The sequence below is a fragment of the Sphingomonas sp. AC435 genome, assembly GCF_979253005.1.
In genome coordinates this window covers 61,483-83,781 of sequence record NZ_CEEDCJ010000009.1, presented here as the reverse complement: position 1 = coordinate 83,781, position 22,299 = coordinate 61,483, and the positions used below count along the sequence as shown (strand labels likewise).

Below are 22,299 nucleotides of genomic sequence, written 5' to 3'. Positions count from 1 at the left end.
GCGGGTTGGCGCAAAACACCCGCAAATGGCGGGAACTACTACAGAAAAGTCATACATAATCCGCTATATCGAACCTTGTGGGGTTCGAACGACAAGTCGGAGCGTCAATGCACGAGCAACAGGTAAACGACGGATCGGGTCTGGGTCGGCGCATGCTGATCCGCAACGGTCTGGTTATGGCGGGAGCTCTGGCGATCCCAGGGACAGTGTCGTCCGCGACGCGCAAGCTGACCTCCCGCGACCTGAAGCCCGTCGGTCAGCCGCCCATGCCGGCGGAGGCGACGACGCTGGTATCCCCCCGCGTGGTGCGTCCCGAATTGTTCCGGCGGGCCTTGGCCTCGCTTCAGCAGCATGGCAGCCGCGTGGCGCAGCGCGACCGTATGGCGATCGCCGATTTCACCGCAGGATCGTCGCAGCCGCGCTTCCATTTCGTCGATCTCGTCAGCGGCAAGACCACGACGTTGCTCGTCTCGCATGGCAGTGGGTCGGACCCGTCGCACACCGGCTATCTGAAGCGCTTCTCCAACGATTTCGGCTCCAACGCTTCGTCGGAGGGCGCATTCGCGACCGCCGATTACTATGTCGGCAAGCATGGCCGGTCTCAGCGGCTGATCGGACTGGACCCGACCAACAACAATGCGCTGGGCCGGGCGATCGTGGTTCACTCGGCGTGGTACGCCAATCCGGACATGATCAAGACGCACGGCATGCTCGGTCGCAGCCAGGGTTGCTTCGCGGTCGGCGAGCGCGACCTGGATCAGGTGTTCGCGCGGCTGGGGCCGGGCCGGATGATCTTCGCCGCCAAGGTCTGAACCCCCAGATTGCGCGCCGCGCCGACCAGCCGCGACCAGGCTGGGGCGGGCGGCGCGGGGCTGCCGAGCGGACCGTGGCGCATCGCCGCCATATCCGCGAGCGTCAGCGTCCCCTCCCGCAACGCGATTCGGCCGATCCGTGTCCAGCGATCGGCGGTATGCCAGTGGATCAGGCGGCAGTCCGCCTCGCCCGGGCGCGTTTCCGCCAGATAGGCATCGCGCAACTGCGCCAGCACGCTGCCGAGCAGCGCCAGCGTCGCGCGGTCCTGCACCGGACGTCCCCCCATATTGTGCACGACGAGCGCCCTCGCGGCCGCCTCCGCGCGCTTGCCCAACAGGGACGCATGGCGGGCAGTCAGAACCGCAGTGGCGCTCGCCTCCATTTGGTCGCGATACCGGCGGGAGATGCCGCCGGCATGCTGGCGATACAGCACCAACGGCGTGTCGAGGCGGGCGATGCCGCCAAAGGGCGCGACGCGGTGGTAGAGATCGAAATCCTCCGCATAGAGGATGTCGGGACGTGTGAACGGGTCGAGCGCGCGGGCGACATCGGCGCGGACCATCACCGAAGACCATGCCAGCGGGTTCTCGATCCATGCCAGCCAGCCGGTCAGCACCGGTGAGGTGACGGCCGGATAGGTCGAGGGCAGGACGCGGCCGTCGCGCAGGAACTCTACTGCAGTACCCGCGAGCGCGACGTGGGGATGGGCGTCGAGGAACGCGACCTGCGCCGCGAACCGCTCCGGGCGGCAGAGGTCGTCCTGATCGAGTCCCGCGATGTAGCGTCCCGTGGCGTGGCGCAGCGCTTCGTTGCGCGCGCGGACGGGGCCACCATTTTGCGGCAGTGCGATCAGGCGCACGCGTGTGTCGGGCCATGACGATACGATGTCCCGCGTCGCGTCACTCGATCCATCGTCGACGACGATCGCTTCCCAATCTGGGAGCGTCTGGTCGCGCAGGCTGGCCAGCGTCTCCCCGATCAGGCCGGCACCGTTATAGGCGGCCATGACCACGCTGACGGTCGGCGGATTGCCGGTCCCCGGTTCGGTCATGCCGCGGCGCGCGCAGCCTGCGCGAGGACCTGATCGACGATCATCAACCCGACGTCGTTCTGCCACAGCCACAGGCCGTTGGCCTGCCCCACGAAGCTCGCCTCGCCGCCGAGCGCGCCCCAGGGCACGAAGCCGGCGGCGAGGCCGATGCCGTAGGCGTCGGGCACCGGCTGGCCGTCCGCACCGACGATCCGGCAGTGGCGGTCGACCATCGGCGCGCCCTCGTCCGCCGCCAGCGCCAGCGGGCGACCCTCGATGCCGGAAAGCGGCAGGCCGATCGGGCGGTAGCCGAGCGCGGCGACGACGAGGTCGGCGTCGCGGACGATCGCGCGCGCCTCGGCATCCTCGTCGCCCGTGATCCGGTGGAGCGCGACGCGCGGATCGGGCGCGCGACCGTCGACGCCGAGCATGCGCAGCACGAGGTCGCGCGCCTCCAACCGGAAACCGGCGAGGCGATAGACGAAGCCCGACACCGGGCAGATGTCTTCGGGGCCGAAATCGGTGAACCCTTCCGCCTGCGCCGCCTCCACGCTGTGGTAGAAGGGGCGCAAAGGCCGGCGGTGCAGCAGCGTGATCGCACCCGCGCCGAGCGGCAGCGCCGGCTGGCCCTTCAGCAGCAGGGCGACGCTGGTCAGCGCGCTGGTCGAGCCGCCGATGACGGCGATCTTCGGGGCGCGCTTGCGCGAGAGGATGTCGGCGATCTGCGCAAAGCCGCCCAGCGTCAGCACCGCGTCGGACTGCATCAGCCGTTCGCCGGCGAGCTCGACCAGCGGTGCGCCGGCGATGCGTTGCGCCGTCAGGCGGTCGAGCGGCTGGTGGCCGCCGGTCGCGATCACCAGCGCGCGGGTCAGGCGCTGTACGGTCGCGCCGTCGCGCAGACGGCGGAGCGTCACGCGCCACAGTCCGTCCGCGGTGCGCTCCGCCCCCAGTGCCTCGTGCCCGGTCAGGACGGTACCGCCGTGATCGCGCACGACGTCGGCCAGCCGCTCGCCGGTGGCGCGCAGCAACGGCCCCACTTCGACCAGCGGCACGCCGAGCGCGTCGGCGTGCGCCGCGACGGCGCGGCCCTCCGGCGCATCGTGCAACGCGGCGATCGATGGATGGGCGTTGTCCTTCACCGCCGACAGGAAGGTCTGCGCGGTCGAGTCGGAGGTGATGGCGTAACGACCCAGCCGTCCGCCGCCGACATGCGGGTCGCGCTCCACCACAATTAGGCCGCGTGCGAACTCGGGCAGCAGGCCACGCTTGGTGGCGGCGGTCAGCAATGCGGTGCCGGCGGGGCCACCGCCGACGATCATCAGCGGCGCGACCGCAGGCGTGGCCTGAACGCGGGCGGGAATGCGCGCGATGTCGTTCAGCGCTGCACAGACCGAATCGAGCGCGGCGGCGGCGCGGCGGGCGTCGGCGGGCGTCATCGCGTCGGTGATCGGCAGCGACAGCATGCGCGCGGCGATCGCGTCGGCGGACGGGGTCGGCTGACAATCGCCGACCTCGCGCAGCCAGGGCTGCTGGCCCAGATGCGGGCTGAAATAGGTGCCGCAACCGATCCCGTCCGCGGCAAGCGCGCCGACGACTGCATCGCGCTGCGGCGCGAGCGACTCCGGCAGCAGGACGGGCATGAACTGCATCGCACGGCGGCGTCCGGCGACCGACTGGAGCGCCGATCCCTGGAGCGCGTCGCGATACGCCTGCTCCACCACGGCGCGATTGTCGCAGACCGCGTCGAACCCGCTCAGCTTCTCGCGCGCCATGACGGCCAGCACTTCGGGCAGTTTGGCGTTGATGCCGGGCATCGTCGCCGAGCGCGCGCCGGTGAAGCCGAATTTCGTCATCGCGCGAAGGCGCTCGATCAGGTCGGCGTCGCCGCTGTGGATCAGGCCACCCTCCGCCACCGCGAAGGTCTTCGTGGCGTGCATCGAATAGACGACCGCGAACGGTGCGTCCGCGCCGAAGCCGACGCCGCAATCGTCCAGCGTGCCGAGCGAGGCGGCGGCGTCGATCACCACGCCCACGCCGTAACGCTGCCGCAGCCACGCATAGCGATCGAGGTCGATGGCGTTGCCGAACGTCGCATAGGGCACGATTACCGCAATGCGGCCGGGCCGCTCGCGCAACATGCGCTCCTCTTCGGCCGCGGCCATCGCCCAGTCGTCCGGATCGACATCGACGATCAGCGGCTGAAGCCCGGCCCATTCCGCCGCCTGCGCCGTCGCGGCAAAGGTCAAAGCGGGCATCAACGCCTGCGCACCGGCACGATGGCGCAGGCCCGCCGCCTCGCGAATCGCGATCATCAGGCCGAGCGTGGCGTTGGCGACCGCGAGGCTTGCGCCGCGACCGGCGAACAGGTGCGTGGTCGCCTCCGCCTCGAACGCGCGCGCCTCCGGCCCGTGATTGCTGTAGATACCCGACGCCTCCACCCGCGCGAACGCCGCGCCGAGCAGGCTGGCGCGCGGCGGATTGGGAGCGATCAGCGGGAGCGGGTTCATCGGCGACATCCGGACAGGAGAAGTCCGATGCCTATGCGGCGGCGCCCCCTAAGAAGCGGTTACGCGGTTAACCGAGGATAAGTCGGGCCGATCAGCTTTGTATGGGGAAGTGGTGCCCGGGGACGGGGTCGAACCGCCGACACTGCGATTTTCAGTCGCATGCTCTACCAACTGAGCTACCCGGGCCACGCCGTGGATCACGGCGAAGCGCGGCCTTAGTCGGGCTCGCGAGGCTTGTCCAGCCCGTCTTCGCCATCCTCGTCGGCGGGACCGGCGGGGATGCGATAGCCTTCGCCCAGCCATTGCAGCAGGTCGCGGTCGCGGTGGCGCGCGGAGCAGAAGGGGCGGACGGCGGGGTCCGCGGGTTCGCCGCAGATCGGGCAGGTGATCTCGGCCATCAGCCGCTCTCCCATTCGTGAGTGATGCCGGTACGCCGCGCGAGTTCGGCGAGCCAGTCCGGACGTGCGCGCAGCTTCGCGTGGACGGCGGGGCTGACGCGCTGCCCGCGGGGTGCGCCGGGCGGCTCCCGCTCCAGTCGGCGCAGCAACGCGCGGGCTGCCGCTCCTGCCGGATCGGCGCGGAGGCGTTCGGGCAGCGAGGCACGCGGACGCGGCCGGACGATCTGGAGGAAGCCGAAGCCGTTGACGGCGGTCCGTTCGAAGGGTTGCGGCAGCGCCTCGTCGATCGCGGCGGCGACGGCGTTGCGCAGCGTCTTGCCCTCGATCGTCGGGAAGTCGACGCCGATCGATCCGCCGATGCCGTGGCGCACGATCGCGGCGGCGATTTGCGGCGCGGCAGTAAGCGCGAGCGCGTCGGCGGGCGGCGGCCCGTCGATGTCGAACAATGTCATCGCCGGCGTCGCGTACATCAGCAGCATGCCGCCAGCGAAGACGATGTCACCAGTGCGTGCTTCCTCCAGCACCTCCGACCAGCCCGCCTGTTCCAGCCGGTCCGCCTCGTGCGCGCGGCATTCGCGGACCGGGTGGCCGGTCGCGGCGATGCGGTCGCGCAGCGTCGGGGCGGGGGCGGGGGGCAGATCGGTGGCGTAGGCGCGGGGCGGCTTGGTGCGACCGGGCTCCGGAATCGATTCGCGGACGATCTCGACCGTCAGCGCCTTGCCCTGCGTGATGCTGGCGGGCAGTTTCGGCAGCCAGACCTCCTCGCCGGTCGCCAGCGTCGCGCGACCGCTGCGGCCGGGCAGGATCTCGGTCAGGCGGGCGGCGTGGATGCCGCCGACCAGCGGGCCGGTGTCGTCGGCCTCGATCGCGGCGACGATGATGCGGTCGTCATCGACCAGCGCGGCGCGCGCCTCGGCGATCCCGCTTTCGTACAGCCATTCAGGGTACGGGCATTCAGGCAAGCGGCAGTCCGGCCGCCTTGAGCAGCGCGCGCGTCTCCGTCAGCGGCAGGCCGACCACGCCCGAATGGCTGCCGTGGAGGAAGCGCACGAACGCCTCGGCGCGGCCCTGGATCGCATAGCCGCCGGCCTTCCCCTGCCCCTCGCCGCACGCGACATAGGCGTCGATCTCGGCGGGCGTCAGTGGACGGAACGCGACGACCGTGTCGGACAGGCGGCTGCGGACGCGACCCTCCGCGTCGATCACGCTCACCGCGGACAGGCAGTGATGGCGGCGGCCCGACAACAGGCGCAGCATCGCCGCCAGTTCGACGTCGTCCGAAGGTTTGCCGAGGATGCGTCGGCCGGCGGCGATCGTCGTGTCGCCCGCCAGCACGACCTCATGGTCGTGGCGCTCGACGGCGTGCGCCTTGGTGAGCGCGATGCGCGCGGCATAGGCGCGCGGGTCCTCGTCACGCAACGGCGTCTCGTCGACATCCGGTGCGGCGATGCGATCGGGGGTGAGACCCAGCCGGCCGAGCAGTTCCAGACGGCGCGGCGAGGTGGAGGCGAGAACCAGTTCGGGCATCGTCGCCCGCCCGTATTCTACGACGGTCCGGGACCGCCGCGGCCGGGCATGAAGCGATAGGTGATGCGACCCTTGGTCAGGTCGTACGGGGTCAGTTCGACCAGCACCTCGTCACCGACAAGCACACGAATGCGGTTCTTGCGCATCTTGCCGGCGGTATGCCCCAGAATCTCGTGATCGTTCTCGAGCTGCACGCGGAACATCGCGTTGGGGAGCAATTCCACCACGCGGCCGCGCATCTCGAGCAGTTCTTCCTTGGCCAAACAAACCTCGTCAAAATGGAATATATCGCGCCGCCCTTACGCCGATCGCGCCACAAAGGAAAGGCGAGCGCGGGACGCGTGCGATCCGGGGGCGGGAAGTCTGACGAAGATCAGGCGATGACGCCGTTTCTACGACGCGACAGCGATATAGTGCGCGCCCGCGCCGCTACAATGACGCGCGCGCCGCGCTCACAACAACCGTTCCTGTCGTGTCGTATCTTCGTGCCCCGCCCGACGAAAGGCGGCGGCGCGGTTGACGATCGGCAGGCGGGGGCGCTTGCCGTCCATCAGCTCCTGCAAGGTGATGATCTGCAGCCGCGAGAACGCCTGATCGGTCAGCGGATCGCGCCAGGTGCCGGCGGACGCCGCCTCCTCGCGCATCGGCCGGGTCGGGGGCGTCACGGTCAGGAACAGGCCGAACGGCGCCTTTTCGCGCTCCATCGTGCCCTTCAGGTCGCGGATCATCGCGACGTTGACGTTCGCGCCGGCCTTGACCGACATCAGCGCGCGGTCCGCCTTGCCGGTGGCGGACAGTTGCAGCCAGATCACGCCGTCGATGCCGCCGTCCGCACCCTTCCTGCGGCCGCCATAGGGCTGGGCGTCGACCAGCGACACCGCCCACCACTGGAACTGGTATTTGTCGCGCGCCGCCAGGTCGAGCGCGGAGGCGTCATGCGCCCCAGACAATCGCGGCGACGGGCTCAGGTCACGGGCAACCGGCTCGGTTCCGGAGCATTCGATGCCGCAAACGCCGCCATTTCGGAGGCAAATCGCGCAGGCGGCGGAGCGTTGCCCCGCCACCCGCGCATGCGCTTCACCCCGCACCACCGCCCGACAGCGCCGCGAGCAGCAGCAGGGCGACGATGTTGGTGATCTTGATCATCGGGTTCACGGCGGGACCGGCCGTGTCCTTGTACGGATCGCCGACGGTGTCGCCGGTGACCGCGGCCTTGTGCGCTTCCGATCCCTTGCCGCCGTGGTTGCCGTCCTCGATATACTTCTTGGCATTGTCCCAGGCGCCGCCGCCGCTGGTCATCGAGATCGCGACGAACAGCCCGGACACGATGACGCCCAGCAGCATCGCACCGAGCGCGGCGAAGCCCTGCGCCTGTCCGGCGACGGCGGTGATGATGAAGTACAGCGCGATCGGGCTGACGACCGGGAGCAGCGACGGGATGATCATTTCCTTGATCGCCGCGCGGGTGACGAGGTCGACGGTACGGCCGTAATTAGGGCGCACGGTGCCTTCCATGATGCCGGGATTGTCGCGGAACTGGCCGCGAACTTCCTCGACCACGGCGCCCGCCGCACGGCCCACGGCGGTCATGCCGAACGCGCCGAACAGGTACGGCAACAGCGCGCCGAGCAGCAGGCCGACGATGACGTACGGGTTGGACAGGCTGAAATCGACCGTCAGGTTCGGGAAGTAGGTCGCGAGATCGGTCGTGTAAGCACCGAACAGCACCAGCGCCGCGAGTCCGGCCGAACCGATCGCATAGCCCTTCGTCACCGCCTTGGTCGTGTTGCCGACCGCATCGAGCGCATCGGTGCGGTGGCGGACGTCGTCGGGCAGACCCGCCATCTCGGCAATGCCGCCCGCATTGTCGGTGACCGGGCCATAGGCGTCGAGCGCGACGACCATGCCCGCCTGCGACAGCATCGCGGTGGCGGCGAAGGCGATGCCGATGATGCCGGCAAGTTGATAGGCCACCACGACGGCGACGACGATCACCAGCGTCGGCAGCGCGGTCGATTCGAGGCTGATCGCCAGCCCCTGGATGACGTTGGTGCCGTGGCCGGTTTCGGACGCCTTTGCGATCGATTTCACCGGACGATAGGCGGTGCCGGTGTAGTATTCGGTGATCCACACGATCAGGCCGGTGACGGCCAGCCCGACGAGCATCGACCAGAACAGGTCCATGCCGGTGAACGACGCGGCGGTGGACGGTGCGACGCTGGTGGTCAGGTCGTCGGTCGCGGCGTCGAGGAAGCCCGCGCCGCCGATCACGGCGTTGAGGTCGCCCAGCGTGTAGACGCAGGCGACGTAGATCGCCGGGATCGACAGCAGCGCGGAGGTCCAGAACCCCTTGTACAGCGCGCCCATGATCGACCCCTTGGCCCCGAGCCGGACCATGTAGGTGCCGATGATCGAGGTGATGATGCAAACGCCGCCGACGATCAGCGGCAGGCTCATCAGGCGCAGCAGCTCGGTCGCGCTCGCCTGGATCAGCAGCGCGATCGAGATCATCGTGACGCCGAGCGTGACGACGTACGTCTCGAACAGATCGGCGGCCATGCCCGCGCAATCGCCGACATTGTCGCCGACGTTATCGGCGATGACGGCGGGGTTGCGGGGGTCGTCCTCGGGAATGCCCGCCTCGACCTTGCCGACGAGGTCCGCACCGACGTCTGCCGCCTTGGTGAAGATGCCGCCGCCCAGTCGCGCGAAGATGGAGATCAGCGATGCGCCGAACGCCAGCGCGGTCAGCGCCTCGACGATGATGCGGTCGTTGGGCGCGTGGCCGGCGGGGCCGACCAGATACCAGAAGAACATGCAGATCGAGAGCAGGCCGAGACCGGCGACGAGCAGGCCCGTCACCGCACCCGAGCGGAAGGCGGTGGTGAGTCCCCCCTGCAGCGAGGTACGTGCCGCCTCCGCCGTGCGGACGTTGGCGCGGACCGAGATGTGCATGCCGACATAGCCGGCGACGCCTGACAGGATCGCGCCGATCAGGAAGCCGACCGTCGACAGCAGGCCGAGGGTGAAGGCGAGGATGACGGCGACGATCGCGCCGACGATGGCGATGGTGGTGTATTGCCGGCCCAGATAGGCTTTCGCCCCTTCCTGGATGGCGGCGGCGATGTCCTGCATCTTCGCGTCGCCGGCGGGTTGGCGCAGCACCTGGCCGCTGGTCACGAAACCGTAGAGTACGGCGATCAGGCCGCAGATCATGGCGATATACACCGTCGTCATGCCTATCCTTCCCCTGCTGGGCGCCGTCCCCGCGGTCTGTGCCGCGCGGATCGTTCGCCGAGATTACGGGAAGGTATCAGCGAAGGACGCTAACGCAAGCGGCTTGGCACGTCGTGCAACCAGCCGAGCCGATCGGGGAGCGGGATCGCGACACCGTCGGCGTGCAGGGACAGGCCGGCGCCCGCGGCGAACGCGCCGATGCGGGTGGCGGCGACGGGCGGTGGGCGATCGGTGGCGAACAGCAGTTGGTAATCGTCACCGGCCGTCGCCGCGCCAAGCCGGTCGTCCCCGGCGAAGGCGATATAGTCGGCGGACAGCGGGACGGCGGCGAGGTCGATCGCGACCGCGAGGCCGCTCGCGTCGGCCATGCGCGCGGCGTCGATCAACAGGCCGTCGGACACGTCCATCATCGCGTGCACGACCGGGCCGAGCGTGCGGCCATCGGCGAGTCGCGGCTGCGGGCGGCGGTATGCGGCGAGAAGCGACGATGGCCCCGCTTGTCCCTGCGCGATCGCGAGCCCCGCGCCGGCATCGCCGATCGTGCCGGTGACCCAGAGCGAATCGCCCGCCCGCGCGCCGGATCGTGGCGGCGCGGCGGCATCGCGGCCGATCGCGGTGCAAGTCAGCACGCGCGGCGCGCCGGGCGGCAGCGATACCGTGTCGCCGCCGATCAGTCGCACGTCATGGGCGGTCATGACCTCCGCCAGACCGGACAGCAGATCGCGATCCCAGACGGGGTCGGACAGCGGCAGGTTCAGCAGGATGCCCTCGACCTGCGCACCCTTGGCGGCGAGGTCGGACAGGTTCGTCGCGACCAGCTTCCACGCCACGTCGGCGGCGGGGTCGGTCGACAGGACATGCACGCCCTCGACCAGCGTGTCGGTCGTCATCACCAGCCCGCCGACGACGGCGGTGTCGTCCATCAGTCCGCGCGCGCCGGGGTGGAGCGGCAGCGTGCGCAGAGCGGCGATGAAGTTGGCTTCGGTCACCCACGCGGGTGTAGGGCGGGGCGGGGCGTCGCGCCACCGCCCCGCCGGTTCGATCATCCCTCCACGAACACGAATTCGTGCTGGCCGTCGCGCGCGGTCAGGGTGCGCTTGCCGTCCTGCGTGCCGACCACCAGCGGGAAGAACAGCAAAGTCGGATCGAGCGCGACGAAGCTGGTCGTGCCGTCGTCGTTGCGGCGCGTGCCCATCGGCGAGGCGATGGAGCGGAAGTCGAAGGTGACGCCTCCGCCCTTGCGCGTCACCGTCACGGGGCCGAGATCGGCGTTCCTGTAGGCCGGCGCCAGCGCGGCGACCGCGGTTGCGTCGGGTGTCGGGGCGACGCGCTTGCGCTCTTCCGCGATCTCCGCGCGGATGCGCTTGGCGGTCGCGGCCATGTCGCCCGCTGCCTCCGGCTTGCCGTCGTACAGCAGTTCCAGCAGCCGGCGGATGAATGGGCGCAGCATGCCCTGGCCGTTTTCGGAATTGGTCAGGATCACCGCGCCGATATCCGCGCCGGGGATGATGACGATGTCGGTCTTGTACCCGGCCAGGCTGCCGCCGTGATGCACCACGTCGATCCCGTAGTCGCGGTCCACCTGCAGGCCCATGCCATAGACGCGGTCCTCGCCGACGGGCACGTTGGCGACCCGGCGCTGGAGCAGGTTCTTCGCGGAGACATATTGGCGACCGTCGTCCAGCTTGCCCTCGTTCAGCTCGAACCGGACGTAGCGGATCATGTCGTTGGCGGTCGACCACGCTCCGCCCGCCGCGCCGTAGCGCGTGAAGGCGTAGTTCAGGCGCATGCCCTGTTCGAGGATCGGCTGGGGTACGCCGTCGATCGAATCGCCGTGCGGGCGCGCCCAGTCGCCCTTGGTCGCCTTGTCGAAGTCGAGCGTGGTGCGCGTCATGCCGAGCGGTGCCCAGACCTTGTCGGTCATCGCCTTCGACAGCGCCGTGTCGAGGTTCATCGACGGATAGTAAAGGTGCCCACCGATATAGCCGGCGGCAGACGCCATCAGGTTGTTGTACTGGAACACCTCGCCAAAGCCGCTGGTCGGCTCCGTCGCCGCCAGCTGCCGGAACGTATCCGCCGCGCCGCTTTTCGGGTCGGAGTTCAGGATCACCTGCATGTCCTTGCGCGGCAGCCCGGTGCACGCGCAGACGAGGTGGCGGACGAGCACCTTGCTGGTCGTCTGCGCGCTGCCGAGCCGGAATGGCGCATAGACCTGAGTCACCGGCTGGTCCCAGGCCAGCTTGCCCTCGTCGACCAGCTTGGCGAGCATCAGCGTCGCCATGCCCTTGGTATTCGACGCGACGGCGAACTCGCTGTCGGCGTCGATCGGCGTCGGATCGCCGAGCAGGCGCACGCCCAGCCCGGTCGCGTAGATCGTCTTCGCGCGCGTCGTCAGCGCGAACGCCGCGCCGGGCACGCCGAGTTCCTTCATCCCCTGTTCGACGAAGCTGCGCAGTTCCGCGATTCGTGCGGCGTCCATCGGATGCGCGGTCCGGCCGGCGAAACTCTCGCGCGAATAGCCGGCGGGGCGGATGCTCTGCTGCATCAGCCCGAGCGCCGCGCCGCGCTTTTCCGCGGTCGCTTCCGATCCGTCGGCCAGCATCACCGTCCAGCCCGTACCCTTGCGCAGCGCCATCGCCACCAGCACGCGCCGCTCGTTGGGCGACACTTCGTAATCGAGCAGTTGCCGGTCCTCCCAGCCGTTACGGGGCGGACGCGCGGTGACCAGCTTGGGCGCACGCGTCTGGGCGGGATGCCATGCCTGCCATGCGGCGAGTGCGGCGGCCCTGGCATCCGCGGCGGTGCCGACATCGACCACCGCGAGGCGCAGGTCGGACTCCGGTGCAGTCAGCTCGATGAAGGTGGGCCCGGTTTTCGAGGTCCAGCCGGTGGGGGCGGTGAGCGTGACGCCGCCCGGCGTCTTTTCCGGCCGGTCGCCGGCGGCGGGCGACGGTGCCGCGGCGGACGTCGGCACGGCCGGTGTGGCGGCGGTCTGCGCGACCGCAACGGACGCGGTTCCCGCGAGCAGGACCGCGTAGGTGGCATGAACAAGACGCATCGATGTGACTCCCCCCAGAGTGATGCGGCAGTTTACGCCGCGATTGGGGCGCTGGCAATTCTTTGGGCGGAGAGCCGGAGATTTGGGGTTCGTCGACGACAGGTTCGGAGATCAGGCCTGCTGTTGAGGGCTTCGACTTTGTTCAGTGGGGGTGGACATGCAAGACGATTGCGAACCACCGTTAGTCTCCGTTGGAAGTCGAGCGCAGTAGAGACTGCGTATCGAAATCTTGGGCAGGTCTCTCGATGCAGGCTCTCGACTGCGCTCGATCCCTACTCGCGACGAACGGGGTGGGGGCGGGAGGCTGGAGCCTACTCGCGGTCCAGCTTCGCGCCGTCGAGCAGCGCCTTGCGGCGTTCGGCATCCGCAGTATCCGCGGCTTTCTGCGCCTTGTTGCGGCCGAAGGCGATGCTGTTCGCAGCGGCGGTGGTCTTCGCCGTCGCGCGCGCTTTCGCCTTGCGGGCACGGTTGAGGTTGACGATGTCGGCCACCGGAAACCCTCGTTCAGCCCTGCGCCCGCGCGTCCTTGGCGATCGCGTCGAGCAGGCCGTTGACGAAGCCCGTCTCGCGCTTTTCGTAAAAGGCATGGGCGACATCGACATATTCGCTGATGACCGCGCCGACCGGCACGTCGCGGCGCGCGAGCAGTTCGTAGGTGCCCGCGCGCAGGATCGCCTTCATCGGCTTGTCGAGTCGCGCGAGCGTCCAGCTGGTGGTCAGCTTCTCCTCGATCAGGCGATCGACTTCGCCCAGCCGCGCCGCCGCGCCCTTCACCAGATCGTCGAAGAACAGGATGTCGGCTTCGGCGTATTCGACGTCCTCGATCGTCGCGCCGAGACGGTGGTGATGGAATTCGTGGAGCAGCGCGGGGATCGCCGTCGACTCCATGTCATGCTGGTAGAGCGCCTGGACGGCGGCAAGGCGAGCGGCGGCGCGCGCCTTGGTTCGGGCGGAGGTACGGGACATCCGCGCGCTGTAAGCCGATGCGCGCGCGGCGTCACCCCCACCGCAGGGTCGGCGGGGGAGGGACAGGGTTGAGAGCTTGTTAACCACCACGCGGTAATCCGGCCGGGACAATTTCCCGGGACAGGACTCACCGATGCGCGCGACGATCATTGCCCTTGCTGCACTCCCGCTGGTTGCCTGTGGCGGCTCCGGCGGCGGCGGTGTCGCATCGATCGGTTCCTCGGCCGGCTCGACCGGCGGTACGCCGACACCGACCGCGACCCCGACGCCGACCGCCACGCCGGCCCCCACCGCGACCCCCACCCCGACGGCGCCGACCAGTTCGCAGGCCAACCTGTTCGACGTAAAGACCGCGACGACGTTCGACGCGGTCGGCGCGATGCATTCGATGTCCATCGATAAGGATGGCCGCGAGCTGTACTCTGGCAACGCGAGCACCGTCGCGACGCCGTCCGGCACGATCAGCTACGATCCGCGCGACGGCATCTTCGTCATGGCGGTGAGCGACAGCAAGGCAGACGTCACCCGTAACATCACGTTTCAGGACCCTGCGCATCGGACCACCACGGACGCGACCCGCGTCGAGAAGCAGGTGCCTCTGCTGGCCGGGTTCAACTATCTCAACGTTGCCGATGGCGATAACGTAACCCTGACCTTCTTCTACCAGCGCCCCAACAGCGAAGGCGCGTTCGTGTCGCTGGCCGGGTTCGAGCGGAACGAAAAGGCGCTGGATGACAGCACCCTGTCCCAACAGGGCGTGCTCGTGTTCGGCGCGCGGAGTACGGCATTGCAGACGCCCACCAAGGGCGCCGCGCACTTCGACGGCCAGTTCCTGGCGACGATGGTCGTGCAGCAGGGCGGAAGCCCCTCGGTTCAACAGTGGATGAACGGCACCAGCGGCGTCGATGTCGATTTCGGCAAGCGTAGCCTGGCGCTATCGCTGGCAGGTACGGTCGGGCCGGGATTCTTCAAGAATTTGCCGATCGCCGATGCCGCGCTGTCGATCCCGTCGGGGTCGACCTTCACCGCCAACGGATCGGCGAGCTGGACGGCGGCATCGACCGCCTTCGCCGGCACCTTCACCTCGGCCGGCTTCTCGAACAACGGCGCGGCGGTGCCGATCGATTTCACCGCAGTCAGTGCGGGCACGACCAGCGCCGGCGCGAGCTCGATCGACGGCACCTTCTATGGCCCCGACGCCAAGAACATCGGCGGCAATTTCCGCATCGTCGGCGGCATTCCGAACCAGCGCGTCGACATCATGGGCGGCTTCGTCGGCGGCAAGAAGTAAGCGCCGGCGCCGGAAGGTAGTGGCAATGCGGATCGCGGCACCGGTCGTGGTACCGGTCGTGGTAGCGCTGTGGGCCACGGCGGCTCCCGCGCTGGCCGCGCCCGAGCGGACCTGCGCGGACGGCACTTGCCGGATCACCCTGACGCCGCCGCAATTACTGGCGGCGGCGGAGCGGCTGATCGGCGAGCGGCATTTCGCCGAAGCGAAGCCGCTGGTCGAGGCGCTGCGCCTCGCGCCCGGCTTCAAGCTGCAGACGCGCTTTCTCGGTGGCCTGATCGCGGCGCGGACGGGCGATTACGCCAGTGCGGCCGACGCGTTCATGGCGATTCTGGCCGACGATCCGCGCCAGACGCGCGTACGTTTGGAGCTGGCGCAGGCGCTGATCGCCCTGAAGAGGACCGCCAGCGCCGACCGGCAGCTGCGGATCGCGCAACAGGATGCCGATCTGCCGCAACAGATCGCCCGCACGATCCGGACCGTGCGCGACACGATCCGCAGCGGGCGGGCGTGGCGGCTGGACTTCAACATGGGCATCGCGCCCGACACCAACATCAACAACGCCACCACCGCGCAGTCGATCACGGTCCTGCTCGGCGATCAGGCGTATCAGGCCGACCTGAACGAGGACGCGAAGGCGAAGTCCGGTCTGGGCCAGACCGCGCAATTATCAGCCGGGCTGCGCCTGCCGGTGGCGCCGAACGTGTCGGCATTGGCAGAACTGGATGCGAACGGCACCAATTACGGTGGCCGGCACTTCGACGATTACGCCGTGCAGCTGGCGGGCGGGGCCGAGTACCGGCTGACCCCGACGAGCAGCGTGTCGCTGGAGGGGGTGTATGCGCGCCGCTGGTACGGCGGCAACGCCACCACGGAGCAGGTCGGGGTCCGCACCGGCGGGCAGATGGTGCTCGGGACGCGCGACCGCTTCGGCTACCAGATCGACGTGCGGCACGTCCGCGCGTTCTTCGATCGCGGCTATGACGGCTGGCAGGGGGGCGTGTACGGCACGCTGGAACATGCGCTGACCCGGACGATCGTGATGTCGGCGGGGCCGTTCGTGCGCCGCGACTGGCTACGCGAGAAGCCATTCTCCAACACCGAGATCGGCGGCAATGTCGGTGTGGGCGGCGAACTGCCCTATGGGTTCAACGTCGGCGGCAGCCTCGGCCTGTCGCGCGCGATGTTCGATGCGCCGTTGCCGATCTTCGACCTCAAGTCGCGTCGCGATACGCGGCTGGTGGTGCGGACGACGCTCGGCAACCGCAAGATCCGGCTGTTCGGCTTCTCGCCGCAGGTGAACTGGACCTACAACGACATCGATTCGTCCCTGAAGCTGTACGGGATCGAGCGCAGCCGGTTCGAGGTGACGCTGGCGCGGTATTTCTGAACGGCCCGAGAAGCCCCTCCCCTTGGGGGAATCACTGCGAAAAAGCTTTGCTGCCTGCCACCAAGCCGCCACCCCGGCCTTCGCTGGGGTGGCAGAAGAGGGCTTGCAACGATCCCCTTCAGGGGAGGGGTTGGCGTGGGGCCTTTCCACCAGCGTACGGCTCGCGGCGCCGCCCCCAGTCCCTCCCCTGAAGGGGAGGGGAGGAATGAGATTGTCAGATCCCCCAATCCCGCATCGCGCGGATCACCGCGTCGGGGTTCTGCCACGGTACGAAGTGACCGGCGTCGACCTTCGCGACCGTCAGGTCCGGCACCAGTTCATCAAGGCCATCCACCTGCACGGGCAGCAACGCCTTGTCCTGCGTGCCCCATACCACCAGTGTTCTTTGCGTCACCGGCGGGAAGGGGCGGTCGAGGAACGCTGGCCGCGGCGCATCCTCGCCCGGCGCGGGCACGACGATGCTCGACGCGCGGTACCAGTTGAGCATCGCGGTCAGCGCGCCGGGTTGCGACCATTCGTCGAGATACGCCGCCTTGTCCTCGCCCATGATCGCCGTCGCGACATGGCCGGCGAAGCTGGTCGAGAGGAAATGCTCCAGCCCCTTCGCCAGAATGCTGCGGTCGAGGTTCGTGTCGCGGAAGCGGGTGATGTACTGGCTGGCGGCACGCTGCTCCGCGTCCTCGAACAGCGAGCGCTGGAAGACATAGGGGTGCGGCGCGTTGACGATCACCAGCCGCTCGACGCGGTCGCGCCGGGTCAGCGCCGCCATCCACGCCACCGCGCCGCCCCAGTCGTGCCCGACCAGCGTGAAGCGGCCGATGCCGAGTTCGTCGGCCAGCGCGATCAGGTCGCCGACGATCCGGTCGGGGGCGTAATCCTCGACCGCAGCCGGCTTGGACGAGCGGGCATAGCCGCGCTGGTCGGGTGCGACGACGAAATGATCGCGTGCCAGATCGGGGACGATGTGCCGCCATGTCCGGTGCGATTCGGGAAAGCCGTGGAGCAGGATGACCGGCGGCGCGTTGCGGTCGCCCGCGGTCTGGACATCGAGCTCGACGCCGGTCGAGAGCGGGTAGCGTGTCAGCGCCGCGGGTATTTGGGTCATGCAGCCTCCACGGGGTCGGTCGCGGCCAGCATGGCGGCGAGGTCGACGGGAAAGATCGGTTCGGCATGCGCCGCCAGCTCGGCGCGTTCGAACCAGCGCCACTGCGTCATGACGCGACGCTCCAGCGGCGTATGGCCGGCGGGGTCGACGTCGCAGCTGTCTATGTCGACGCGGAAATAGCGCTCATCCGCCTCCACCTCGACGCCCTCCAGCGTCAGGAACTCGACCAGCCGCCGCGCAACCTCCGGCCCGCAATCGCGGTCGAGACCGACTTCCTCGCGCAATTCGCGGCGGGCGGCTTCGGGGTAGCTCTCTCCCGGATCGACCGCGCCGCCGGGCGTCACCCAGAAGGGTGGGCGACCATCTTCGGGCACGAAGCGAAACAGCAAAGTCCGACCACGGCCGTCGACCAGCAGGATGCGCGCGGCGGGACGCTGGCGGCGCATGTCAGGCCGCGTCCAGTTCGGGATAGTGGCGGAAGATGCCGTCCTCGTTGAACGCCAATCGGCGGTCGCTCTTCAGATAGGCGCGGATGCCGGGCAGTGCGGCGACGCGGTCGTGGAGCGCCACCAGACCGGGATAATCCGGCTCCAGCGTCGCCATCCGCTGCGGGAACATATAGCGCAGCCCCGCGATCACCTGGAACAGCGACGTGTCGGCATAGGTCCAGCGATGATCGACCAGCCAGTCCGCGCCGTTCAACGCACCCTCGAAATAGGTCAGGAATTTGGGTAGGCGCTCCTCGCGGAACTGCGCGGCGGTGCGTGCGGCTTCGGGTTTCTGGTCCTCGTAATAATCGCCGGTCGCGACCGGGTGGTGGACGTCGTGCACCTCCGCGACGAGATCGGTGATCGTGAGCTGGATCTGGTTCAGCCACAGCCGGTCGGCGATCGACGACGGCGCGAGGCCGTGGCGTTCACCCAGATACATCAGGATGTTGGCGACCTGTGCGATGACGAGCCCGTCGCAGTCGAGATAGGGCGGCGCGAACGGTGTGCGGCCCTGCCGCGCCTCCATATTGTCCAGCAGCGCCTCCGCCCCATCGTCGCGCGCCCGGTCGCGATAGGGGATGCCGCCGCCCTCCAGCGCGAGCCGCACGAACTCGCCGCGGCCCTGAATCGACGGCCAGTACCAGAGGTCGTAGGCCATCAGGCGTCTCCGGGTGCGCGGGCGCGGATCGCGAGCGCGTGGATGCGCGTGGCGAGCAGGTCGGCGAGCGCGTGGTTGACGAGTCGCTGACGGGCGACGCGCGACTGGCCGGCAAAGGCGTCGGCGACGATGTCGACGCTGAAATGCGTCTCCCCCGTGCCGTCGTCGCCCATATGGCCGCGGTGCTGCGCGCTGTCGTTGCTGACAGAGAGATGCGACGGGGCGAGCGCCTGGGTCAGGCGATCGGCGATGATCCGGTCGAGCGGGTCGGTAGCGGTGATGTCCATCGGCTCCTACATAGCCGCTTTGGCGACAGGGATCGAATACGTAAGGTCATGGAACGGAAGGAACGACCCGGCACCCGGTTCCACGGACGGGTCGACGCGAACGGACGAGCCTGCGCGCAGCCGGGCTGCGAGGAGCCCGGCGAATTCCGCGCGCCGCCGCTGGAGGGGGCGAGCGATGGCGGCCCGCCGCGCTTTCGCTGGATGTGCCTGGATCACGTCAGGGCGTTCAACGCGAAGTATAATTTCTTCGAGGGCATGACCGCGGACGAGATCCACGAGGCGCAGCGCCCGACCGCCGGCTGGGAACGCGAGACGCGCGCCTTCGCCCGCGCGGGGGCCGGCGATCAGGCCCCGCACTGGGCCGATTTCCACGACCCGCTGGATGCCATCGCCGCGCGCTATCGCCGCGAAACCGCCCCCGAGCGCAACGACGGCAAGCCCCTGTCCGGGCAGGACCGCGCCAGCCTGAAGGTGCTGGGACTGGCCCCCGATGCCGATCGGGCCGGACTGCGGCGACGCTATTCGGAACTAGTGCGCAAGTTCCACCCCGACCGCAACGGCGGCGACCGCAGCCATGAGGGCGAGTTGCATAAGGTCATCGCGGCGTACCAGCAATTGCGGCAGGCGCCGGCGTTCGTCTGACGTCACCGAACTTGCGGGGCCGCTACTCCGGGGCGCGGTCCAGCGGTGCCGGCCGCACCGATCGCCCCAGAAGCGCGAAAGCCTCCGACGACGCCGTCGCCGCGTCGATCGTCGCCTCCAGCGCGCGATAGGCCGACAGGATCGTGCGGCCGTAATCGGTCAGACCCGCCCCGCGCCGCCCGTCGGTCGCCACCAGTCGCTGTGCCCAGCAGCGGTTCATCTCGTCGACCAGCAACCATATCCGGCGATAACTCATCCCGAGCGCGCGGCCGGCGGCGGAGATCGAGCCGTGCGCGCCGATCGCCTCCAGCAAATCGGCCTTGCCCGGCCCGAACGCGATGGCGTCGCCGCACAGGATCTGCGCCTTCAGTTTCAGCGGTCCGTGGCGCATCTGGTTCCGTTCTTCGCGGCAGGATAGGAGGACGGGAATGGCGGTTCGAGCGCCGGTGCGGAGTGGATGATATGGCGGGTCTGTGGTTCGATGAGTTCGTGGTGGGGCAGCGTTTCGTCCATGAAATCCGCCGCACGGTGACGGAGATGGACAATATGCTGTTCAGCTCGCTGACGTACAATCCTGCGCCGATCCACATCGATCACGATTACTGTTCGCGGACGGAGTTCGGGCGGCCGCTCGTGAACTCGCTGTTCACGCTGGGTCTGGTCGTCGGACTGACGGTTCAGGACACCACGATGGGCACGACGGTCGGCAATCTGGGCTTTCAGGAGACGCTGTTCCCCAGGCCGGTGTTCGCCGGCGATACGATCCGCGCCGAGACGGAGGTGACGGCGATCCGCGCCTCCCGGTCGCGGCCGGGGCAGGGGATCGTCACCTTCGTGCACTCCGGCCTGAACCAGCGCGACGAAGTCGTTTGCAGGGCGACGAGAGCGGCGCTGATGCTGGGGCGACCGGCCTAGCCGATCGCGGCCACCGGTTCCCCGGCCAGCGCCAGCGCGTCCTCGACCGCGGCGCCCAGACTGCCGACATACAGGTCCGCGCCGAGCGTCCGCTGAATCTGCTCGTCGCTCAGTGCCGCCTCCCCTTCCGGCCACAACCCGACCATGATCCGCGCATGCGGAGCTTCACGGTGCAGGCGGCGGACGAGATACCGCAGGTGGCTGGGGGTGCCGCCGATCTCCAGATACGAGAGACAGATCAATCGCGTGGCCGTATAGTCGATCCGTTCCAGCGCATCGCGCCCGACCGCGGCGTGGGTGACGCGGCGGACGCCGAAGCCGCGCTTCGCCAGCAACTGTTCCAGCATCGCCGTCACCGCATCGTCCAGCACGCCGCGCCCCGCGACGCAGGTCACGGTGTCGGCCACGGCCCACGCGTCCGGCGCACGCGGCAGGTCGCGCGGCGCGGTTTCGTCGATCGCGACATCGCCGCTGGCCGGCATCGGGTTCAGCCGCTTGTCGGGCGCGGACGATGACAGCGCCGCAGTATCGTCATGCTCGTCGAGTTCGCCGATCACGGTCAGCATCGACCGGACGATCCGGCCCGCACCGTCGCGGTCGATCGCACCGCGCCGTGTGTCCTCCGCCGCCAGCTTCAGCCCACCCAGTGCGACCTCGTCATAATAGGCGGTGAGCGAACGTTCGGTCAGCAGCGCCTCCGCCTGTTCCAGGGCCTCCTCCGGATCGGCGGCGAGCATCCTCTGGTAGAAGCTCTCGACCGGGGTCAGTGCGGGCTGGTCGCCGAGCAGGATGTCGACGAACTCCAGGCTGGGGACGTGCCGTCCCAGCACGACGAGGCACAGCGTCAGCGGCATCGACAGGACGAGGCCCACCGGCCCCCAGATCCACGTCCAGAACACCGCCGCGACCACCACCGACAGCGGCGACAGGCCGGTCGAATGGCCATACAGCAACGGCTCCACGACATAGCCGACCAGCGGCTCCACCACCGCGAACAGGATCGCGACGCCGATCACCATGCCCCAGCCGGGATCGACGCCCGCCGCCAGCACCAGCGGCAGGGCCGCACCGAGCAGCGCGCCGATGTAGGGAACGAAGCGCAGGATGCCCGCCAGAATGCCCCATAAGGCGGGCACGGGCAGCCCGATCGCCCACAGGCCGACGCCGATGACGGTGCCGAAGCTGGCGTTCACCGCCAGCTGCGACAGGAAATATCGCGACAGCCGCCCGCCCGCGTCGTCCATCGCCAGCGTGGTGCGGTGCAGGTCGGACGATCCGAACACGCGGATCAGGCGGTCGCGCAGATCCTCTTTCTGCATGAGGATGAAGATCGCGACGACCAGCACGATCACGAACGTCTCGAACGGGCCGACGACGGGGCCGAGCACCTGTCCCGCCACCGACAGCGCGTCGGGTTCGGTCTCGGTCACGCGCACCGGCACCGGCTGGCGATCGCGGCCGGCCAGCACGCGTTCGGTGTTGTTGCGCGGCGAGCCCGATACCGTCGGGGCGGGGCGCGCCCTGTCCTGCGCGAAGAAGGCGACGCGGTCGGCGGCGAACCGCTTAGCGCCGTCCATCTTGCTTTCGATCTGCCGGACATAGCCGGGCGCGTCGTCTGACAGCGACGCCGCCTGCATCCCGACCAGCGTCCCGATCCCGCCGACGAGCCCGAGAGCGACCAGCACCGCGACCATCACCGCCAGCCCGCGCGGCAGTTTCAGCCGGCGCAGGAACCCGACGATCGGCGACAGCACGAACGACAACAGGATCGCCAGCGTGATCGGGATCAGCACGTCCTTGGCGAAGAACAGCCCGGCGATGACCACGACGCCGACCGCCAATCCCAAAAGGCCGCTGATCCCCGGCACGTTGGCCGCGACCACCTGCGCCGGGTTGCCTGCGGCCGCACCGACGGTCTGGGCCGGCAGCGGGCGGCGGCCGCTGTCGACGAGCTTGCGATCGATGGCCACCCGGCTTTTTCCCCCTG

The 22,299-nt window shown here is 69.1% G+C and carries 23 protein-coding genes and 1 tRNA gene; 5 read left to right on the top strand and 19 right to left on the bottom strand.

The annotated features are described in order from the left end of the window. Positions 1-107 precede the first annotated feature (107 nt). The gene (locus tag AC0CH8_RS15685; protein WP_204198866.1) at positions 108-812 is read left to right on the top strand and encodes a murein L,D-transpeptidase catalytic domain family protein; all 705 of its coding nucleotides are present in this window, start codon (positions 108-110) and stop codon (positions 810-812) included. On the opposite strand, the gene AC0CH8_RS15680 is transcribed toward AC0CH8_RS15685, so the two are convergent. From AC0CH8_RS15680 to nusB, 13 genes are all read right to left on the bottom strand, one after another. Beyond that, positions 758-1,864: a glycosyltransferase family 2 protein gene (locus tag AC0CH8_RS15680; protein WP_465240703.1), complete on the bottom strand. Its 1,107-nt coding sequence runs from the start codon at positions 1,862-1,864 to the stop codon at positions 758-760. The two genes, AC0CH8_RS15685 and AC0CH8_RS15680, sit on opposite strands and share 55 nt — an antisense overlap. After that, on the bottom strand, positions 1,861-4,350 hold the full coding sequence (locus tag AC0CH8_RS15675; protein WP_465240702.1) for a DegT/DnrJ/EryC1/StrS family aminotransferase: 2,490 nt from the start codon (positions 4,348-4,350) through the stop codon (positions 1,861-1,863). Before AC0CH8_RS15675 ends, AC0CH8_RS15680 begins: the two co-directional genes overlap by 4 nt. A gap of 110 nt (positions 4,351-4,460) precedes the next feature. Further along, positions 4,461-4,536: transfer RNA gene (locus AC0CH8_RS15670), tRNA-Phe, on the bottom strand. 29 nt (positions 4,537-4,565) lie between these two features. Then, the gene (locus AC0CH8_RS15665) at positions 4,566-4,748 is read right to left on the bottom strand and encodes a DNA gyrase inhibitor YacG (RefSeq protein WP_204198863.1); all 183 of its coding nucleotides are present in this window, start codon (positions 4,746-4,748) and stop codon (positions 4,566-4,568) included. After that, positions 4,748-5,710 (bottom strand): ribonuclease, encoded by a 963-nt coding sequence (locus tag AC0CH8_RS15660; RefSeq protein ID WP_465240701.1) that lies wholly within the window; start codon positions 5,708-5,710, stop codon positions 4,748-4,750. Before AC0CH8_RS15660 ends, AC0CH8_RS15665 begins: the two co-directional genes overlap by 1 nt. Further along, positions 5,703-6,275 carry a Maf family protein gene (locus AC0CH8_RS15655; RefSeq protein ID WP_465240700.1) on the bottom strand — a complete coding sequence of 191 codons (573 nt, stop codon included), beginning with the start codon at positions 6,273-6,275 and terminating at the stop codon, positions 5,703-5,705. Before AC0CH8_RS15655 ends, AC0CH8_RS15660 begins: the two co-directional genes overlap by 8 nt. A gap of 17 nt (positions 6,276-6,292) precedes the next feature. After that, positions 6,293-6,538: a translation initiation factor IF-1 gene (infA, locus tag AC0CH8_RS15650; RefSeq protein WP_055844981.1), complete on the bottom strand. Its 246-nt coding sequence runs from the start codon at positions 6,536-6,538 to the stop codon at positions 6,293-6,295. 189 nt (positions 6,539-6,727) lie between these two features. Then, positions 6,728-7,225, bottom strand: coding sequence for a restriction endonuclease (locus AC0CH8_RS15645; protein WP_465240699.1), 498 nt, complete (start codon positions 7,223-7,225; stop codon positions 6,728-6,730). A gap of 127 nt (positions 7,226-7,352) precedes the next feature. Continuing rightward, positions 7,353-9,512 carry a sodium-translocating pyrophosphatase gene (locus tag AC0CH8_RS15640; RefSeq protein WP_465240698.1) on the bottom strand — a complete coding sequence of 720 codons (2,160 nt, stop codon included), beginning with the start codon at positions 9,510-9,512 and terminating at the stop codon, positions 7,353-7,355. 89 nt (positions 9,513-9,601) lie between these two features. Next, positions 9,602-10,501 carry a thiamine-phosphate kinase gene (thiL, locus tag AC0CH8_RS15635; RefSeq protein ID WP_465240697.1) on the bottom strand — a complete coding sequence of 300 codons (900 nt, stop codon included), beginning with the start codon at positions 10,499-10,501 and terminating at the stop codon, positions 9,602-9,604. Positions 10,502-10,554: 53 nt separating this feature from the next. Beyond that, entirely contained in the window at positions 10,555-12,570 is a 2,016-nt protein-coding gene (locus tag AC0CH8_RS15630; protein ID WP_465240696.1) for a serine hydrolase domain-containing protein, read from the bottom strand. 311 nt (positions 12,571-12,881) lie between these two features. Next, a complete protein-coding gene (locus AC0CH8_RS15625) occupies positions 12,882-13,061 on the bottom strand; it encodes a DUF4169 family protein (protein WP_465240695.1) in 180 nt (59 codons plus the stop codon). Positions 13,062-13,074: 13 nt separating this feature from the next. Next, entirely contained in the window at positions 13,075-13,536 is a 462-nt protein-coding gene (nusB, locus tag AC0CH8_RS15620; RefSeq protein WP_204198855.1) for a transcription antitermination factor NusB, read from the bottom strand. 133 nt (positions 13,537-13,669) lie between these two features. Between nusB and AC0CH8_RS15615 the strand changes: the two genes are divergently transcribed. Next, the gene (locus tag AC0CH8_RS15615; protein ID WP_465240694.1) at positions 13,670-14,827 is read left to right on the top strand and encodes a transferrin-binding protein-like solute binding protein; all 1,158 of its coding nucleotides are present in this window, start codon (positions 13,670-13,672) and stop codon (positions 14,825-14,827) included. A 25-nt stretch (positions 14,828-14,852) separates the two neighbouring features. Further along, positions 14,853-16,214: a surface lipoprotein assembly modifier gene (locus AC0CH8_RS15610; RefSeq protein ID WP_465240693.1), complete on the top strand. Its 1,362-nt coding sequence runs from the start codon at positions 14,853-14,855 to the stop codon at positions 16,212-16,214. A gap of 214 nt (positions 16,215-16,428) precedes the next feature. Here the strand turns inward: AC0CH8_RS15610 and AC0CH8_RS15605 are convergent, their stop codons facing one another. The 4 genes from AC0CH8_RS15605 to AC0CH8_RS15590 are packed head-to-tail and all read right to left on the bottom strand — an operon-like array spanning position 16,429 to position 18,755. Beyond that, complete coding sequence (locus tag AC0CH8_RS15605) at positions 16,429-17,319, bottom strand: alpha/beta fold hydrolase (protein WP_465240692.1); 891 nt, start codon at positions 17,317-17,319, stop codon at positions 16,429-16,431. Next, positions 17,316-17,765, bottom strand: a complete 450-nt coding sequence (locus AC0CH8_RS15600; RefSeq protein ID WP_465240691.1) for an NUDIX hydrolase — start codon at positions 17,763-17,765, stop codon at positions 17,316-17,318. The genes AC0CH8_RS15605 and AC0CH8_RS15600 overlap by 4 nt, the downstream gene beginning before the upstream one ends. Before the next feature lies 1 nt (position 17,766). After that, on the bottom strand, positions 17,767-18,468 hold the full coding sequence (locus AC0CH8_RS15595) for a glutathione S-transferase (RefSeq protein WP_465240690.1): 702 nt from the start codon (positions 18,466-18,468) through the stop codon (positions 17,767-17,769). After that, positions 18,468-18,755 carry a BolA family protein gene (locus AC0CH8_RS15590; protein WP_204198849.1) on the bottom strand — a complete coding sequence of 96 codons (288 nt, stop codon included), beginning with the start codon at positions 18,753-18,755 and terminating at the stop codon, positions 18,468-18,470. Before AC0CH8_RS15590 ends, AC0CH8_RS15595 begins: the two co-directional genes overlap by 1 nt. Positions 18,756-18,803: 48 nt before the next feature. Between AC0CH8_RS15590 and AC0CH8_RS15585 the strand changes: the two genes are divergently transcribed. Then, on the top strand, positions 18,804-19,397 hold the full coding sequence (locus AC0CH8_RS15585) for a J domain-containing protein (RefSeq protein WP_465240689.1): 594 nt from the start codon (positions 18,804-18,806) through the stop codon (positions 19,395-19,397). Positions 19,398-19,419: 22 nt separating this feature from the next. Here AC0CH8_RS15585 and AC0CH8_RS15580 read toward each other — a convergent pair whose 3' ends face one another. Next, positions 19,420-19,788: a winged helix-turn-helix domain-containing protein gene (locus AC0CH8_RS15580; protein WP_465240688.1), complete on the bottom strand. Its 369-nt coding sequence runs from the start codon at positions 19,786-19,788 to the stop codon at positions 19,420-19,422. A gap of 71 nt (positions 19,789-19,859) precedes the next feature. Between AC0CH8_RS15580 and AC0CH8_RS15575 the strand changes: the two genes are divergently transcribed. Further along, entirely contained in the window at positions 19,860-20,312 is a 453-nt protein-coding gene (locus AC0CH8_RS15575; RefSeq protein WP_204198846.1) for a MaoC family dehydratase, read from the top strand. On the opposite strand, the gene AC0CH8_RS15570 is transcribed toward AC0CH8_RS15575, so the two are convergent. After that, the gene (locus tag AC0CH8_RS15570) at positions 20,309-22,282 is read right to left on the bottom strand and encodes an AI-2E family transporter (protein WP_465240687.1); all 1,974 of its coding nucleotides are present in this window, start codon (positions 22,280-22,282) and stop codon (positions 20,309-20,311) included. The genes AC0CH8_RS15575 and AC0CH8_RS15570 overlap by 4 nt on opposite strands. Positions 22,283-22,299: the final 17 nt, after the last annotated feature.

Excerpts from the sequence above, each read along its gene's own strand:
- AC0CH8_RS15685 (WP_204198866.1), top strand. The coding sequence starts at position 108 with ATGCACGAGCAACAGGTAAACGACGGATCGGGTCTGGGTCGGCGCATG.
- AC0CH8_RS15680 (WP_465240703.1), bottom strand. The coding sequence starts at position 1,864 with ATGACCGAACCGGGGACCGGCAATCCGCCGACCGTCAGCGTGGTCATG.
- AC0CH8_RS15675 (WP_465240702.1), bottom strand. The coding sequence starts at position 4,350 with ATGAACCCGCTCCCGCTGATCGCTCCCAATCCGCCGCGCGCCAGCCTG.
- AC0CH8_RS15665 (WP_204198863.1), bottom strand. The coding sequence starts at position 4,748 with ATGGCCGAGATCACCTGCCCGATCTGCGGCGAACCCGCGGACCCCGCC.
- AC0CH8_RS15655 (WP_465240700.1), bottom strand. The coding sequence starts at position 6,275 with ATGCCCGAACTGGTTCTCGCCTCCACCTCGCCGCGCCGTCTGGAACTG.
- AC0CH8_RS15640 (WP_465240698.1), bottom strand. The coding sequence starts at position 9,512 with ATGACGACGGTGTATATCGCCATGATCTGCGGCCTGATCGCCGTACTC.
- AC0CH8_RS15630 (WP_465240696.1), bottom strand. The coding sequence starts at position 12,570 with ATGCGTCTTGTTCATGCCACCTACGCGGTCCTGCTCGCGGGAACCGCG.
- nusB (WP_204198855.1), bottom strand. The coding sequence starts at position 13,536 with ATGTCCCGTACCTCCGCCCGAACCAAGGCGCGCGCCGCCGCTCGCCTT.
- AC0CH8_RS15615 (WP_465240694.1), top strand. The coding sequence starts at position 13,670 with ATGCGCGCGACGATCATTGCCCTTGCTGCACTCCCGCTGGTTGCCTGT.
- AC0CH8_RS15610 (WP_465240693.1), top strand. The coding sequence starts at position 14,853 with ATGCGGATCGCGGCACCGGTCGTGGTACCGGTCGTGGTAGCGCTGTGG.
- AC0CH8_RS15605 (WP_465240692.1), bottom strand. The coding sequence starts at position 17,319 with ATGACCCAAATACCCGCGGCGCTGACACGCTACCCGCTCTCGACCGGC.
- AC0CH8_RS15600 (WP_465240691.1), bottom strand. The coding sequence starts at position 17,765 with ATGCGCCGCCAGCGTCCCGCCGCGCGCATCCTGCTGGTCGACGGCCGT.
- AC0CH8_RS15595 (WP_465240690.1), bottom strand. The coding sequence starts at position 18,468 with ATGGCCTACGACCTCTGGTACTGGCCGTCGATTCAGGGCCGCGGCGAG.
- AC0CH8_RS15590 (WP_204198849.1), bottom strand. The coding sequence starts at position 18,755 with ATGGACATCACCGCTACCGACCCGCTCGACCGGATCATCGCCGATCGC.
- AC0CH8_RS15585 (WP_465240689.1), top strand. The coding sequence starts at position 18,804 with ATGGAACGGAAGGAACGACCCGGCACCCGGTTCCACGGACGGGTCGAC.
- AC0CH8_RS15580 (WP_465240688.1), bottom strand. The coding sequence starts at position 19,788 with ATGCGCCACGGACCGCTGAAACTGAAGGCGCAGATCCTGTGCGGCGAC.
- AC0CH8_RS15575 (WP_204198846.1), top strand. The coding sequence starts at position 19,860 with ATGGCGGGTCTGTGGTTCGATGAGTTCGTGGTGGGGCAGCGTTTCGTC.